General features: G+C 41.5%; 14 protein-coding genes. All 14 read left to right on the top strand.

What is annotated here, in order from left to right:
• The first annotated feature begins 36 nt into the window (after nucleotides 1-36).
• The 14 genes from MKZ05_RS09105 to MKZ05_RS09040 all read left to right on the top strand — a co-directional run bounded on the left by MKZ05_RS09105 (nucleotide 37) and on the right by MKZ05_RS09040 (nucleotide 15,878).
• On the top strand, nucleotides 37-456 hold the full coding sequence (locus MKZ05_RS09105; RefSeq protein WP_226805343.1) for a MarR family transcriptional regulator: 420 nt from the start codon (nucleotides 37-39) through the stop codon (nucleotides 454-456).
• A 332-nt stretch (nucleotides 457-788) separates the two neighbouring features.
• Nucleotides 789-2,441 carry a T7SS effector LXG polymorphic toxin gene (locus tag MKZ05_RS09100; protein WP_339162298.1) on the top strand — a complete coding sequence of 551 codons (1,653 nt, stop codon included), beginning with the start codon at nucleotides 789-791 and terminating at the stop codon, nucleotides 2,439-2,441.
• A 27-nt stretch (nucleotides 2,442-2,468) separates the two neighbouring features.
• Nucleotides 2,469-2,831, top strand: coding sequence for a hypothetical protein (locus MKZ05_RS09095; protein ID WP_106032612.1), 363 nt, complete (start codon nucleotides 2,469-2,471; stop codon nucleotides 2,829-2,831).
• Nucleotides 2,832-2,963: 132 nt separating this feature from the next.
• Nucleotides 2,964-3,383: a hypothetical protein gene (locus MKZ05_RS09090; RefSeq protein ID WP_050944851.1), complete on the top strand. Its 420-nt coding sequence runs from the start codon at nucleotides 2,964-2,966 to the stop codon at nucleotides 3,381-3,383.
• A gap of 483 nt (nucleotides 3,384-3,866) precedes the next feature.
• Nucleotides 3,867-5,939 carry a BglG family transcription antiterminator gene (locus MKZ05_RS09085; RefSeq protein ID WP_339162396.1) on the top strand — a complete coding sequence of 691 codons (2,073 nt, stop codon included), beginning with the start codon at nucleotides 3,867-3,869 and terminating at the stop codon, nucleotides 5,937-5,939.
• A gap of 15 nt (nucleotides 5,940-5,954) precedes the next feature.
• On the top strand, nucleotides 5,955-6,221 hold the full coding sequence (locus MKZ05_RS09080; protein WP_137054524.1) for a PTS sugar transporter subunit IIB: 267 nt from the start codon (nucleotides 5,955-5,957) through the stop codon (nucleotides 6,219-6,221).
• Between the two features lie 25 nt (nucleotides 6,222-6,246).
• The gene (locus MKZ05_RS09075) at nucleotides 6,247-7,509 is read left to right on the top strand and encodes a PTS ascorbate transporter subunit IIC (protein WP_106028859.1); all 1,263 of its coding nucleotides are present in this window, start codon (nucleotides 6,247-6,249) and stop codon (nucleotides 7,507-7,509) included.
• A gap of 17 nt (nucleotides 7,510-7,526) precedes the next feature.
• Nucleotides 7,527-8,219, top strand: a complete 693-nt coding sequence (alsE, locus tag MKZ05_RS09070) for a D-allulose 6-phosphate 3-epimerase (protein ID WP_339162293.1) — start codon at nucleotides 7,527-7,529, stop codon at nucleotides 8,217-8,219.
• A 181-nt stretch (nucleotides 8,220-8,400) separates the two neighbouring features.
• Entirely contained in the window at nucleotides 8,401-9,441 is a 1,041-nt protein-coding gene (locus MKZ05_RS09065; RefSeq protein WP_339162291.1) for a LacI family DNA-binding transcriptional regulator, read from the top strand.
• A 218-nt stretch (nucleotides 9,442-9,659) separates the two neighbouring features.
• Nucleotides 9,660-10,916 (top strand): ABC transporter substrate-binding protein, encoded by a 1,257-nt coding sequence (locus MKZ05_RS09060; protein ID WP_339162289.1) that lies wholly within the window; start codon nucleotides 9,660-9,662, stop codon nucleotides 10,914-10,916.
• A gap of 30 nt (nucleotides 10,917-10,946) precedes the next feature.
• On the top strand, nucleotides 10,947-11,879 hold the full coding sequence (locus MKZ05_RS09055) for a sugar ABC transporter permease (protein WP_339162287.1): 933 nt from the start codon (nucleotides 10,947-10,949) through the stop codon (nucleotides 11,877-11,879).
• Nucleotides 11,879-12,709, top strand: a complete 831-nt coding sequence (locus tag MKZ05_RS09050; RefSeq protein ID WP_339162285.1) for a carbohydrate ABC transporter permease — start codon at nucleotides 11,879-11,881, stop codon at nucleotides 12,707-12,709. The genes MKZ05_RS09055 and MKZ05_RS09050 overlap by 1 nt, the downstream gene beginning before the upstream one ends.
• A gap of 31 nt (nucleotides 12,710-12,740) precedes the next feature.
• Nucleotides 12,741-14,081, top strand: a complete 1,341-nt coding sequence (locus MKZ05_RS09045; RefSeq protein ID WP_339162282.1) for an alpha-glucosidase/alpha-galactosidase — start codon at nucleotides 12,741-12,743, stop codon at nucleotides 14,079-14,081.
• A 336-nt stretch (nucleotides 14,082-14,417) separates the two neighbouring features.
• Nucleotides 14,418-15,878, top strand: a complete 1,461-nt coding sequence (locus MKZ05_RS09040; RefSeq protein ID WP_339162279.1) for a CoA-acylating methylmalonate-semialdehyde dehydrogenase — start codon at nucleotides 14,418-14,420, stop codon at nucleotides 15,876-15,878.
• The last annotated feature ends 36 nt before the right edge of the window (nucleotides 15,879-15,914 follow it).

Below are 15,914 nucleotides of genomic sequence, written 5' to 3'. Positions count from 1 at the left end.
GACGCAGAAGACAGAGCAGACCTGATCATCCATACAATGAGGCGCCTCGCCACACGAACGGTTTTATTCCACCAAGCGGCCGCACAATCGCTTGGCCTTTTCCCAACAGACCTCAAATCAGCCGATTTATTAAACGAACTCGGTCCTCTCACAGCAGGAGAATTAAGTGAAAAAACAGGTCTTAGCTCAGGTGCGGTCACAGCTCTGATTGACCGCCTTGAAAAAGCAGGCTACGCCAAAAGAGAAAAGGACCCAAAAGACAAACGAAGAGTCATCATCGTCCCATTAACAGCAGGGAAATCACAGGTAAAAGAACTCTTTCGATCCTTATCGGCATCAACAAAACTGCTCACAAACGAATACAAACGAGAAGAATTAGACTTAATTATTCAATTTATTACCGAAGCAGCAGATATTATGGATCAAGAGTTGCAATTGCTTAAGTCTAAATCGTAAGAAAGCACACTGTTGCGGGTGTGCTTTTCTATAAGTTGTTCAAATAAGGTAGCGAAGATTATAATTGGCTCAATTAGTGGCCTCTTCTTACCATGGAAGTGCTCTATAACCTTGTTTACAATGGAACATCTCAAATGATTTTAATTAAAGGATGGTTTAAAAATCGCGTCTTAATGATTACTGACGATAGCGGAGCTAAAGCGTTCTAATAAAACACGGTTCATTACATATTAAGTACTTTTTTGTATCTTTATTCCTATTTAATGACAAACTTTGTGTTGGTAAAATTGACCTTGTCAATGAATAGGAAGGAGTGACTTCTTCTGGGCAAGATGATACTTGATGCAAAAGCACTAACAAGTGCCATGGATGCAAGGGCAAAACACTACCAGGAACTCCGCGAACAATTGGTAGATTTAAAAAAGGCACTTCAAGGCGTGGCTAACCTCGGTGATGATTTCACTGGAAAAGGTGCCGATAACATTAAAAGCTTTTATAAAGAACTGGCTGGAAATGTAGATATGTTTATCAGCTTCATTGATAAGCAAAAAGCCTTTCATGAAGGTGTTTCTGGGACACTTGATGATACGAGTTTTGGCGGCGAAACCTTCGTAGAAGAACACTTTTTAGACAACGCTGTACATATGGGTATCAAAAATGCCAAAAGCATTGTGAAGGATCAAAAAAAGGCGCTTAAAACGATTTTTCAAGACATCGACGACCTCATTTCTCTAGAAGTATTTGATAGTCAAACCTTTGATGAAAAAATTGCAGATGCGGAAGACGAGCGAAAAAAGACGATCAAAGATCTAAGAGAGCTTGATCAAAATTTAAAAGATGAATATGCTTTGTCAGAAACGGAGCAGCAAGCTACAATGGCATTGTATACGGAAATGATGAATGCCACAAATGACGGAAAAGCGATTTCTCCGATGAATTTTGACAAGAAAGTGTATCAAAATAGCGAAATCTACAAGGCAAAAAGCGATATTGAGAAGCAAACTTCCGAATATCTCAACATTAAAAAAGAACAACAGGAAGCCCGCGAGATCGCAAAGGAACAAGAAGCACTCGCCAACCGTCCTTGGTATGAAAAAGCACTTGATTATGGCGGGAATATCGTGAATGAACTGACTGGTGTGAACGATGCAAAACGCGCCGCAACAGGCGTTGACCCGATCACAGGTGAAGAACTTACCGCAGGACAGCGCGTCGCCGCAGGCGGTATGGCAGCAGCGGGTTATATCCCAATCGTCGGATGGGCAGGTCGTATTTTCAAAGGTGGTAAAGCCGTCTATAAAACAACTCAAGCCACATCAGCCGCAGTAAGAGCAGTTGACATTTACAAGACATCGCAAAAATCCTTTGACGCCTTAAAAACATCTCAAAAAGGCTTATATGGTCTTACCGCCACCAACGGCTTCAGCGAAGCGATTACAGGGCGTGATATGTTTGGGAATAAGATCTCAAAAGAACAGCAGGAAGCGAGTATGAATGCGGCTCTGGGAATGCTTTTGCCGTTTGGGGCGAAAGGGTTTCATGGGAAGATGAGGGTAAAGAGTACAGGCATACCTAATATTTCAAAAAGGCACGATGAAATTGCTCATAAAAGTTATTATGGTAGAAAAGATTTTAGAGCTAAGATAAATAATGCAGTATATTCTCATCATGATAATAAACATTTAAAGGCTAGGACTGCTGAAGAAGCCAAACGTTTTAGTGAGACAGGAAAAAGAAATGCTCAATACCTGCCTGAAATAAATAATAAAGTTTTAGAAAAAGAGGCTCTTCAAAAAGGGCATATCATTGATAATGGCAACAATAACTTTTATTTCATTTATGATACAGGTAAAATTGTTGGTTATGATAATGGTAAATCTACTAGTTGGATAAGGGGAGAACTGACGAGTGGAAATGTGTATCATGGCCACCCGATTGCTGGAGACAGACTAAATAAGTATTTAAATAAATTAGGAATAAAATAACTAGAATATTAGCAAAGAGGTCAGATGATGAGAAAATATGTAAAACTTGATATTCCCGAAGTAAACATTCATCCTTTAAGAATAACTGAAGGTTGGATTGTACGTTATAATAATTTCAGGGAAATTGACCCTAAAAAGTTAGAAACAGAAGATGATAGATGGTTTATGTTCACTGAAAGTTTGTTACAACTTTATCATGAGAAATCATCAATAACATTGGATTTAGGGTGGTATCCCGACTTATCTTCAGATGGTCACTATCTTGTTCTAATAGTTAAAAATACAGATTGGGACAATCCTATTCAGGAATTCAGCTCGGATGACTATACCAAAGTGATTGATTTTATAGAATTTCATTTGAAAGAAATTACATCTAACTGGTGGAAATAAAATGCTAGATACTTAATTACTAACAAATTAACATCGTTATTTTCTTCAGTTTTACTCGTTTTATGATCAATTTTTGGGGCTATAGGTACTCGAATGTGTTCTCAGGGTAAATTCATAATTAAGGGACTCAATATGTTTATAGAATTAGATAATCTTTTATCTGCTAATACAACGATAGACTCTTGGTATGATGACGGGTGTTTGATTGCTAGTGAGATACTCTCAGATTTTAGCCTAAACGACTGGGAAGAACTATCAAATCAGGTGCTTAATAAACCAATAGAGTGGCAGCGTAAAATTGCTTACTGTCTGGATAATGAGTGCAATGAATATGAGTTAAATATTTTAATAGATTTGTTGAATACTAATGATAAAGAATTGTTTGAGATTTGTATTGATACATTGAGAAGTTTTCCAATTGAAGAAGGCAAGAAATTGATATTGAAGCATCCTCAAATTTTAGAACGTGTAAATCATGTAGTGACTACTACTGCGAATTCACCAGTAAAAGTAGTTCTTCAAGACTTTCTTTCAAAAATGCATTCAAATTAGTTCGTTTTAATGAGATTATGCAAAAAACCGACAAAAAGGTGGATGGTGACCTTTTTTCCTATGTGGGTCATCGTATGAAAGAAACAAGCAAAACGAACGTGAAAATTTTGTCCAGAAGGAAGAATCTGTGGATGCCAATCATTGAGCACTTTAAGTGCGTTGATTGGTGTCCGCTTTTTTAGCGACGATGATTCAGTACATATGAGTAAATCAAGAATGCCAAAAGAATTGTGAAAGATCAAAAAAGGCATAAAGGACGATTCAGTACATCCATGACCTCATTACAAACGTTTTCTATCACATAAAAGAAAACAAAGAATTCTTTTTATACAAGTCTCAAAGCACACTCATACGGGTGTGCTTTTTCTTATAGCAAAAGAACACCCAAAAAGCTGCACAGCATTTGCTGAAGACATTTGGGCTTCTTTGACGCATGGGAGTTGATTAGACTTATAACCAAAGGGAAGAAGGGAGGAATTCTAACTGCACTTAACCAAAAGGGGCACGACTTTATTATCGATGCTGCTTCACACAACCTCTTATCTATCAATTGAAGATTTACAGAACCGACTGAATGTCTCTACTCGAACCGTCTACTCTGAAATCAAACGAATGAATAGCTGGCTGAAAACTCATGAGCTTAGTGGCGTTCAGCGAAAAGATCAACTTGGCTACTACTTACTCACACATGAAAAAGAAGTCATTATTCAAAAAGCGAACACCATTCTCGTTGGTTCTGATTATGAACCATGTGTAAAGGAAAGAAGGGCGATCCTGCTCTTATCCATTGCATGCAGTGAGAAACGTCTAAAAATTGATGATTTTATGAAACTGACCAAAGTGAGCCGAAATACATTGCTTGAAGATATGAAACAGCTAAAAGAAGCACTTTCAAAGCAGCAGCTCACGCTTCACTATCAGGCAGCCTGCGGCTATTTGATTTCAGGAGAAGAAAGAATGATTCGATTGGCGCTGAAACCTTATATTCATTCCATTCGCACTATGATAAAAAACGAAAAAGCGTTTCCATCTTTTTGGTTAAAGGGGCCAATTTCATATAAGCGGTTAAAGCATCTCCTCGAGCAGTCAGAACAAGAGCTTAAGCTCGAGTTTGCAGATGACATGCTGGATCAGCTCTCTTTGGATCTCTTTTTCTACTTTAAGCGGATGAAGCTAGGACGTGCTGTACACCTTTCAAACGAAGAAAAGCGTACATTGCAGGAAACAGATGAATGCTTGGCGGCTATTCGTTTCATGGCACGAATTCAAAAAGAAACTGGCCTTCAAGTTCATGATGATGAAATCTATTTTCTTAGCACTCTATGGCTCAGCGCCAAGAAACAAAAGCTTCCATCAAGTCAAAAGCCAGAAGAGCATCTCATTCGCACCATTGCCAGACAAATGATTGTTGATTTTCAGCGATATGCATGTATCTCCTTTCAAGAGTACGAAGCCTTGGAGCAAAACTTAACCATGCATCTCATCCCTGCCTATTACAGACTCATCTATCACATCGATATCAACAATGAATTAACAGAATCTATTAAAAAAACACAGCCAGAGGTGTTTGACATCACTCAAAAGGTCGTATGCCATTTAGAAAAGGCGACCTGCTCCAAGATAAGTGATCATGAAATTGCTTACGTGGCGATGCATTTTGGTGGTTGGATGAGAAGAGAAGGGATTTCGCCAATTGTGCGGCGTTCTGTATACATTGTTTGCGGCGAAGGAATTGGCACAAGTCATATGCTGAAAACACAGCTTATCGAATTAATCGGTTATATCGATGTACGTGATCTATTATCAAAGCGCTCATATGAACAGCTGTCATCGATTGATGTCGACTTTGTTGTGTCAACAACACCTATTTCGTTTAAAGGAAAGCCAGTTCATCTCGTTCATCCCATCCTTACTGCCTATGAGAAAAAAACCTTACTTCAATATGGAGAAGGTGCAGAAACTAGGTTTGATGAGAAAAATGTGAACGCTTTATTCAACATCATTCAACAACATACCATCGTACAAAATGAAAATGCACTGCTTCGTGATCTTAAAGCGCTACTGCATCCCGCATATGTATCCCATCAGAAAGGGTGGAAACCAGTGTTAAACGATTTATTAACAGAAAAAACCATTCATCTCCAGCAAACAGCAGAAACATGGCAAGAGGCCATCACAAAAGCAGCGCAGCCTTTACTCGATCAAAATGCCATTCAGAAAGGCTATGTGGAGGCCATGATTCAGTCCGTTCATCAAAATGGACCTTATATTGTGATCGCGCCACAAGTAGCCATTCCGCATGCTAGACCAGAGGACGGCGTGAACGAATTAAGCATGTCACTCATGTCATTCGAACGGCCCGTTTTTTTCTCTAAGGATGGAAAAAAACAAGTTCGTCTCATCATTGTGCTAGCAGCCATTGACAGTATCACTCACCTGAAAGCGCTCAAACAGCTGACCATGCTGTTAAGTGATGAAAAACGGAGGAAACAACTGATTGAAGCAAATGAATTAGCATCGGTGCAAAAACTAATTGATCAATTTTCACAACGATAAAGGAGGAAAAAGAGAATGAAAAAAATTCTTGTTGTGTGCGGAAACGGATTAGGAAGCAGCTTTATCGTAGAAATGAATGTCAAAAAAGCATTAGAAGAGTTAGGGCTTGTAGCTGAAGTGGACCATACCGATCTCAGCACAAGTAAAAATGAACTGGCTGATCTATATATCGGAGCAACAGACATTATTGATCAGCTGGATGACGGCACAAGAAAGGTCGCTGGATTAAATAACTTGTTAGACCAGGAAGCTATTAAAGACATCCTTCGTAAACACATTTAAGCCACGAAAAAGGGGGATTCACATCATGATAGAACTGATCATGAATGATATATTGGGCACACCAGCCATTCTCATCGGTTTGTTTGCACTAGCTGGTTTACTTTTGCAGAAAAAATCAGCTGCCGATACCGTGTCAGGCACCTTAAAAACAACGATGGGTTTTTTAATATTAGGAGCGGGCGCCACAGTCGTGTCTGATTCACTTGGCGTTTTTCGAAAAATGTTTGAAGCAGCATTTCACATTCAAGGGGTTGTCCCAAATACAGATGCCATGGCAGCCATTGCTCAAAAGGAATTCGGGACACAGACGGCTCTCATTATGATTTTTGGCATGCTGGTCAATTTATTATTGGCAAAATTCACCCCCTTTAAATACGTCTTTTTAACAGGACACCATACCTTGTATATGGCTGCAATGCTCGCAGTCGTTCTTTCGACAGCAGGAATGCAAGGAGCGCTTCTTGTCACTATCGGTTCAATTATATTAGGGACCGCTATGGTCATTGCACCCGCTATTCTTCAGCCATTCACAAGGAAAGTCACTGGAAGCGATGATCTTGCGCTTGGACACTTCAGTACCTTCGGTTATTTTACAGCGGGAATGATCGGAAAATGGATCGGTCGTCCAGAGAGATCAACAGAAACCATTCAAGTGCCTAAATCACTCGGCTTTCTACGAGATACATCTGTGGCCATTTCAATCACGATGGCTTTGCTCTTCTTTGCGATTGCACCGTTTGCTGGTATTCCCTTTATAGAACAAATGAGTGGGGGCACGAACTTCGCCGTCTTCATTCTCATCCAGGCGATAACCTTTGCTGCTGGTGTGTACATTATTTTAGCCGGGGTTCGGATGGCAATCGGTGAAATCGTGCCTGCTTTCAAAGGGATTGCCGATCGTTTTGTGAAAGGGGCAAAACCGGCACTTGACGCACCAACCGTTTTTCCATTTGCTCCAAATGCAGTCATTATCGGTTTTTTATGCAGCTTTGCAGGAGGCATTGTATCCATTTTTCTTTTACCTTTGTTTGGTTTAACTGTCATTGTTCCTGGTCTAGTCCCGCACTTTTTTTGCGGCGCTACAGCAGGAGTGTATGGCAATGCAACAGGAGGCGTGAGAGGGGCTGTCGCTGGGGCATTTGCAAATGGATTGCTTCTTTCTTTTTTACCTGCTTGTTTATTACCTGTGTTAGGAACCCTTGGTTTTGAAGGGACAACTTTTGGTGATACAGACTTTGGTATCATCGGAATCTTGATTGGATTGATCAAGCTTTTATTTCAACTGTAAAAAGGAGGATTCTGAGAATGACAGCCATTTTTTCACCTTCGCTGATGTGCATGGATTTAACGCACTTCCGCGAACAAATTCATATTCTCAACACGAGAGCAGATCGATATCATGTCGACGTCATGGATGGTCATTACGTGAAAAATATCACCTTATCACCCTTTTTCATAGAACAGCTTCGAAAACTGACAGATAGACCAATTGATGTGCATCTTATGGCAGAATACCCCCAAGAATTTTTAATCGATGCCTGCATTGATGCAGGCGCAAGCATGATCTGCTTACACCCAGAGGTCGTGCAAAAGGACGTTTTTAGGATCATTCGGCATATCCATCAAAGAGACTGCGAGGTTGGCTTTGTCTTAAATCCAGCCACACCAATTGCAGTGTTAGATTCCTATATACATTTAATAGACCGAGTGACGATCATGACGATTGATCCAGGCTTTGCAGGGCAGCCTTTTATTAAAGAAATGCTTCAGAAAATGAAACAGGTGAAAGATGTAAAAGAGAAGGGAGGCTACTCGTTTTCAATTGAAGTAGACGGCTCCTGTAATGAGAGCACGTTCCGGCTGCTTGCTGAGGCTGGAAACGAGATCTATATTATCGGTACCTCAGGTTTATTTGGACTTCACCATCAACTTGATACGGCTTGGGAGACAATGAAGCAATTGTTTTCAAAAGAAACAGCCTCAATTGAATCACGTTAGTAAAAGAGGATGAAACCCATCCTCTTTTTTACGCAACTTTACTAAAACATCGTATCTAACCAAAACATACTCGAAAACAAAATAAAAAATCATAACTTCACACTTGAAAGCGCTTTATCAACATGTTATCCTTCAAATATCTTTAGTAAATATTTAGTCAAAAACCAAGAGGAGTTTGCCTATGACCACACTCAAAGATATTGCTCATGATGCAAAAGTGTCCGTATCCACTGTATCCCGTGTGTTAAATGGCGATCAAACCCTTGCCGTTTCTCACGCAACAAGACAAAATATCCTCGACATTGCAAAGAAGCTAAACTATACCCCAGTGAGAGCAAGAAAAGCCGATCAAACAGAGGAAAAAAGCCCATCTGAATCCCCAATCATCGGTATCGTTGTCGCTCAATCCATTGACGAAGAATTAAATGACCCCTTTTTTTCATCGATTCGAAAAGGAATTGAAAAAGAATATGCCAAACAAGGGCTCTCCACCCTCCATACCTTTCGCCTGAGAAGCATAGATAAAGGGGCGATGCTAAAGGATATTGACGGTTTGATCGTCATTGGACGAATTAGCCCTGATACGGTGGAAAAAATGACAAATCGAATGGAACACATTGTTTTTATCAATCATTATGCGGATGAGGATTTATATGATTGTGTACATGTCGATTTTGTCAGAGCGGCAGATCGAGCGATTCGCCATCTGCAATCGCTTGGCTATACACATCTAGGCTATATTGGCGGAAAGGAGCGAGAGCATTATTTCGAAGGTAATGCTGTGATTGAAGACGAAAGACAAACGACGTTTATGAAAAGAATGCAAGAGGCAGGTAGTCTTCATCTGGATGACATCCATATTGGAGAATACTCCATGCAAGAAGGCTATACGCTCATGCAGAAGGCCATTAAAAAAGGAAACATGCCACAAGCCTTTTTTATCGGAAGTGATTCAATGGCGATCGGTGCAATGCGTGCGCTCAACGAAGCGGGTCTGCGTGTTCCTTTCGATGTATCCATTGTTGGGTTTAATGACATTGAAGCGGCTTCATTTTCAAGCCCGCCGCTTACAACCGTCAAAGTATATACAGAAGAAATGGGGGAAGTCGGTCTGAAGCTTTTGCTTGAGAGAATAAACGGCAGAAAGCTTCCTCTAAAAGTCGTCGTGCCAACAAAACTCATCGAAAGAGGCAGCACATGTCTCATCCATGAAAGGGGGTGAACCCGAGATTTCAGCAAACAAAAAAGAGACAAAAAAGCAGAAAGCAAGCTGCTTCGCATGATGGCCAGATCATGCGAAGAACAAGGCAGCCTACCGGTATGCTCTCTTATCTCTTTGAAAAGAATAGAATTCCAGTATAATGGACTTCTTTTGTTTCCGCAACTGCATGAATTCTACCGATTATCGTCGGAATTTTCAGTTATTAAAAGGAGGAAACCATGAATAAAAAAATCATGCTACTCACTGCGGCCTTTATCTTGACCATTCTTTTGTCTGCTTGTAGCAATAGCGGAACGTCCGAAGCAAACGGAAAGGTCACCCTAACTCTCTTTTCGACGATGAGCAACAGCGGGGAAAGAAAAGCGTTTGAAGAAGTGATCCGTAAATTTGAAAAAGAGCATCCACATCTTCGAATCGATGCCAACTTCCCAGGCAACAGCTATGAAGATACGATCCGTGTCAAAATGGGGGCAAATGATATGCCGGATCTGTTTGACACACATGGCTGGGCCAAACTGCGCTACAGCGAGTATGTCGCTGATCTAAAAGAAATGGATTGGGTGAAACAGCTTGATCCTTCACTCGATCAAATTTTAAAGGACCAAGATGGCAAAGTATACGCGTATCCGCTGAATCAAGCAAAAGACGGGCTTAGCTTTAATGCCAATCTATTAAAGGACTATGACATTGAAATCCCTAGAACACTTGATGAGCTAAAATCCGCTTTGCTGACAGTGAAGGAAAAGAGTAAAGGAGAGGTTGTGCCGCTCTGGATACCAGGAGGAGACAACTCAAATATCGCCCAAGTCTTTGATGAACTCGCCACACCTTTATTGATCACCAGTCCAAACCACCGATACGGAAAAGACCTTGAAAACGGATCATTTGATTGGTCTCTCTATACACCGCTTGCACAGTTCATGAAGGAGCTGAAGGATCAAGATCTTTTAAACAAAGATGTCCTCACAGCAAAACTATCTCAAGCACCTGAACTGATGGCACAAAACAAAATAGCCTTCACCTTTGTCGGAGGCTCATTAGGACCTGAAGCATCTGAACTCAATCCATCGATCAAAGTAGGGACGATGCCAGTTCCATCTATTCATGAAGGAGATAAGCCAAGCTGGATTGGAGGAGAACGGTTTACGGTCGCTGCATGGAAAGACTCCAAGCATCTAAAAGAAGCAAAACAATTCATTGATTTTCTCGCAAAGCCTGAAAATGCGAAAAAGATCGCAGAAGGTACATCCTCTGAAGCAGCCTTAACGCAAGTGAAAGCGAAAAACTATTACTCTACGTTTTACGATCAATACGAACAGGTGAAGATTGAACCGTATTTCGATCGAAAATACTTACCAAGCGGCATGTGGGCTGTCATGGCAACATCGGGTCAAGAATTATTAGCAGGCTCCATTACACCAGAACAATTATCGAAGAAGATGGAAGAAGAATATAAGCGTCTGAAAAAACAATAGCAGGCTAATGCTGAAACAGGAGTGAAGCCAATGAATGACATCACAAAAGCACAGCAGCCAGCCGCATTCACCTCTTTACCAAAACAGAAAATGAAAAAAAGCCAGAATTCATCCCTTTGGTGGATGTACTTGCCAGCTGTTCTCGTCGTCAGTACCTTTATCATTTATCCTTTTTTGAACGGAATTCAGCTATCTTTTACGAATTGGAATGGGTTCTCACAAACTTATGAATGGATTGGGCTGGATCAATATAAGCGTCTGCTTCAGGACACAACGACATGGCTTGTTGTTAAAAATACACTTCTATACGGCATCGGGAGCACCATCTTACAAAATATCATCGGACTTGGGTATGCTCTTTTATTAAATCAAAGCTTAAAAATGAGAGCGATCGCAAGAACAGTTGTCTATTTACCTGTCATGATTAGTCCGATTGCGATGGGCTATATTTGGTATTTCGTGTTTGCTTACCAAGGCGGTGCCTTAAACGATGTGGTGACGCTTTTTGGATTTGATCAAATGAATGCGCTTGGCAATCCGCAACTAAACACATGGATCATTGTGCTCGTCAACACCTATCAATTCGTCGGGATCGCGATGATCATTTATTTAGCAGGACTGCAAAGCATTCCTAAGGATTATTATGAAGCGGCACAATTAGACGGTGCATCCAGCCTTCAGCAGTTCAGGCGAATTACATTGCCTCTCCTTATACCGTCTATCACCATTAATGTTGTGCTGAATGTCATTGGCGGGCTCAAGCTCTTTGATGTCATTGTGGCGCTTACTGGCGGCGGACCAGGAGATTCCTCACAATCAATGTCGACCTTTATGTATGATCTGTATTTCAAACGTCAGGATGCAGGCTATGCAGCAACGCAAGGGGTCTTCATGGCGGTCATCATCCTTGTCATTAGTGTCGCAGCGCTGATGTATTTCAAACGAAAGGAGACCGAGGTGTGATGGAAAATGCCTTTAAACGTAAGAAGAGATGGTACACCTTCCTCGCCCTTTTGGTGACATTGCTTCATCTCATTCCATTTTATATCTTGGTAACGACATCATTAAAGGGGATAGGAGATTTCAGTTCAAAATGGCTGTTTCCAAAAGCGCTTCATCTTGAAAACTTTCGCACGGCATGGACAGAGGCTCAGCTTGGCCAATCCTTTTTGAATACCGTGATCATTACGTTCAGCTCTGCTGTATGCCTCATCTTTCTTGGCTCCCTTGCAGCCTATCCGCTCGCAAGGAGAAGCACAAAGCTAAATCAAGCAGTTTATGTTTTATTAATCGCCATTATGGTCATTCCACCACTCACAGCCCTTGTCCCTCTCTATAAAATGGTCGTTCAAATCGGGATGATGAACACCTATCAAATCGCTATTTTAAATAATGTCGCTGCTTTTTTGCCGCTAACGATTTTCTTATATGCAGGCTTTATCCGGTCAACCATTCCAAAGGAGCTTGAAGAAGCAGCCCGTATTGATGGAGCGGGGACACTTAGAGTTTTTTTCACCGTCGTTTTTCCGCTTCTGAAACCCATTACCGCTTCTGTTTTAATCATTGCCTGTGTGTATATTTGGAACGACTATCAATTTGCCATCTTCTTTTTGCAAGATAAAGAGATGCATACACTCACAGTCGCCTTATCCCATTTTTTTGGTCAAAATCAACATCAGCTTCAGCTCGTTGGTGCTGCTGCGCTCATTGCAATGCTGCCGATGGTGACGATGTTTTTACTGTTGCAAAAATATTTTATCGCAGGGCTTTCACAAGGCTCTGTCAAAGGGTAGTTCAATATGGATGCGAAAAGGAGAGTCGTCTATGTCTAAAATTACATTTATCGGTGCAGGGAGTACCGTGTTTGCTAAAAATATATTAGGAGATTGTTTGTTCGTCCCTGCACTAACCGGTTTTGAATTCGCTTTATATGATATCGACCACAACCGGCTGAAAGAATCCGAAACGATGCTCCGCCATTTAAAAGAGAACTACGGTGCACATGTGGCCATTAAGTCCTATCACAACCGAAAAGAAGCCTTAAAGGATGCGAAATATGTGATCAATGCCATCCAGGTTGGAGGCTACCGGCCAAGCACGGTGATTGATTTTGAGATTCCGAAAAAATATGGGTTAAGACAAACGATTGCGGATACGGTTGGCATCGGCGGCATCTTCCGCTTCCTTCGAACAATTCCTGTGATGCTTGATTTTGCAAAGGAGATGGAAGAGGTTTGCCCAAATGCTTTATTGTTAAATTACACAAATCCAATGGCCACACTGACAGGTGCGATGCTGCGCTATACACATGTTCAAACAGTGGGTCTTTGTCATAGTGTGCAGGTGTGTACAAAGGATCTATTTGAATCACTTGAAATGGATCATGAAGGCATTGAAGAAAAAATTGCCGGCATTAATCATATGGCATGGTTATTAGAAGTGAAACGGGACGGAAAAGACTTGTACCCAGACATCAAAAAAAGAGCAAAAGAAAAGCAGCAATCGCGGCATCATGATATGGTACGTTTTGAGCTGATGGATAAATTCGGCTACTATGTCACAGAATCCTCAGAACACAATGCCGAATATCATCCTTATTTCATTAAATCACGCTATCCAGAACTGATCGGTCAATTTAACATTCCGCTTGATGAATACCCGAGACGCTGCGAGGAACAAATCAACAACTGGAATACCATGAAGCATGACCTTGTGGGCAATACACAGATCACACATACTCGCTCAAAAGAATATGGTTCTCGTATCATTGAAGCGATCGAAACGAACGTTCCCTTTAAATTTGCTGGGAATGTGCTGAACACAGGAGGCCTCATTCACAACCTGCCTGAAAAAGCGTGTGTCGAAGTGCCGTGTGTTGCAGATCGGAGCGGTATCATGCCATGCTATGTCGGAGAGATCCCTGAACAATTGGCTGGACTGAACCGGACCAATATCAGTTCACAGCTCATGACAATCGAAGCAGCAATCAGCGGCAAAAAAGAGCACATTTATCAAGCGGCATTACTTGATCCACACACAAGCGCTGAACTATCGATTGATGACATCATCAAATTATGCGATGAACTCATTGAAGCACATGGTGAGATGCTTCCGCATTTTGCAGAACCGAATCAATATGCCGCATCAACCAACTTACAGAAATAAACCAGCCACTACCTGATGCTACGCGCATCAGGTTTTTTTATGCTGCAAAAAGAGGATTGACTGAAACCGTTTTTAATATTATGATTTTTCTAAAGTTAACCAACAGTTAATCAAAAATACACCATGAATGAATCACATTCCGGAATCATTTCTCACAAACAAATGAATGGGCGACAACCTTTCACACGTTAGAGCAAGCTTTTATCACAACGTAAACCAAAACGACAATAATATTTGACAAAGAGTGTATACAGATGGGCGCCCATTAGATGAGACAATGACAACCAAACACATCCTATAAGCATGACATTTTTTCATAAAAAGGAGAGAGGGAACATGACCAAAACAGATGTACAAATGTTGAAAAATTATATTGGCGGACAATGGATTGAGGCAGAAACTAGTCAAACAGAGGCAGTATATAACCCAGCTACTGGCGAGATCATCGCAGAAGTGCCGCTATCAACAAAAAAAGATGTCGAACGTGCGGTACAGGCAGCACAACAAGCATTTACCACTTGGTCGAAAACCCCCGTTCCCCGCCGTGCCCGCATTTTATTTAAATATCAGCAGTTACTCGTTGAAAAATGGGATGAGCTGGCTGAACTCGTCACGATTGAAAACGGAAAAAGCATAACAGAAGCAAAAGGAGAAGTGCAGCGCGGGATTGAATGTGTCGAATTTGCCGCTGGTGCACCAACCTTAATGATGGGAAAACAATTACCAGATATCGCATCTGGACTCGAATCCGGCATGTACCGCTATCCAATAGGCGTCATCGGGGGGATTACACCATTTAACTTTCCGATGATGGTCCCTTGCTGGATGTTCCCGCTTGCCATTGCGTGCGGAAATACGTTTGTTTTAAAACCTTCAGAGCGCACGCCGATTCTTGCCGCGCGTTTAGCCGAGCTATTTGAAGAAGCAGGTCTTCCAAAAGGTGTTCTCAACATTGTCAATGGGGCTCACGATGTCGTCAATGGTCTGCTTGAACACCAAAAGGTCAAAGCCATTTCATTTGTCGGCTCTCAACCAGTCGCAGAATACGTCTATAAAAAAGGCACAGAGCATGGCAAACGTGTCCAAGCACTTGCAGGAGCAAAAAATCACTCCATTGTTCTCAAAGATGCAGATTTAGACGCGGCAACGAAACAAATCATTGGTGCTGCCTTTGGATCAGCAGGAGAGCGCTGCATGGCTGCGGCCGTTGTCGCAGTGGAAGAAGAAGTGGCAGATGAGCTCATTCAAAAATTAGTTGATGAATCGAACGAGCTCGTCATTGGAAATGGAATAAATGAAGAGGTCTTTCTTGGTCCAGTCATTCGAAAGGAACATAAAGAACGAACGCTTCAATACATCCAGTCAGGGATTGAAGAAGGAGCAAGTCTCATTCGTGATGGCAGGAAAGATCACGAAACAAATGGAAAAGGGTATTTCGTTGGACCAACGATCTTTGACCATGTGACAAATCAAATGAAAATTTGGCAGGACGAGATTTTCGCCCCAGTCTTATCCATTGTTCGTGTCTCTTCACTAACAGAAGCAATCGACCTGTCCAATCAATCAAAATTTGCGAACGGTGCCTGCCTGTATACAGACAGTGCATCAAGCATCAGAGAATTTCGCGAAAACATCGAAGCAGGGATGCTCGGCGTCAATATCGGTGTGCCCGCACCAATGGCATTTTTCCCGTTTTCCGGCTGGAAGGATTCTTTCTACGGGGATTTGCACGCGAATGGAACAGACGGAGTAGAGTTTTACACAAGAAAGAAAATGGTGACCGCGCGTTATATGTGATCAACAATCATGAATAAGCTAAGAAAATGCAGTTCC

This window comes from Bacillus sp. FSL M8-0277 (genome assembly GCF_037975305.1).
GTDB classification, from domain to species: Bacteria; Bacillota; Bacilli; order Bacillales; family Bacillaceae; genus Bacillus; species Bacillus pumilus.
This window is presented reverse-complemented; position numbering and strand designations above follow the sequence as displayed.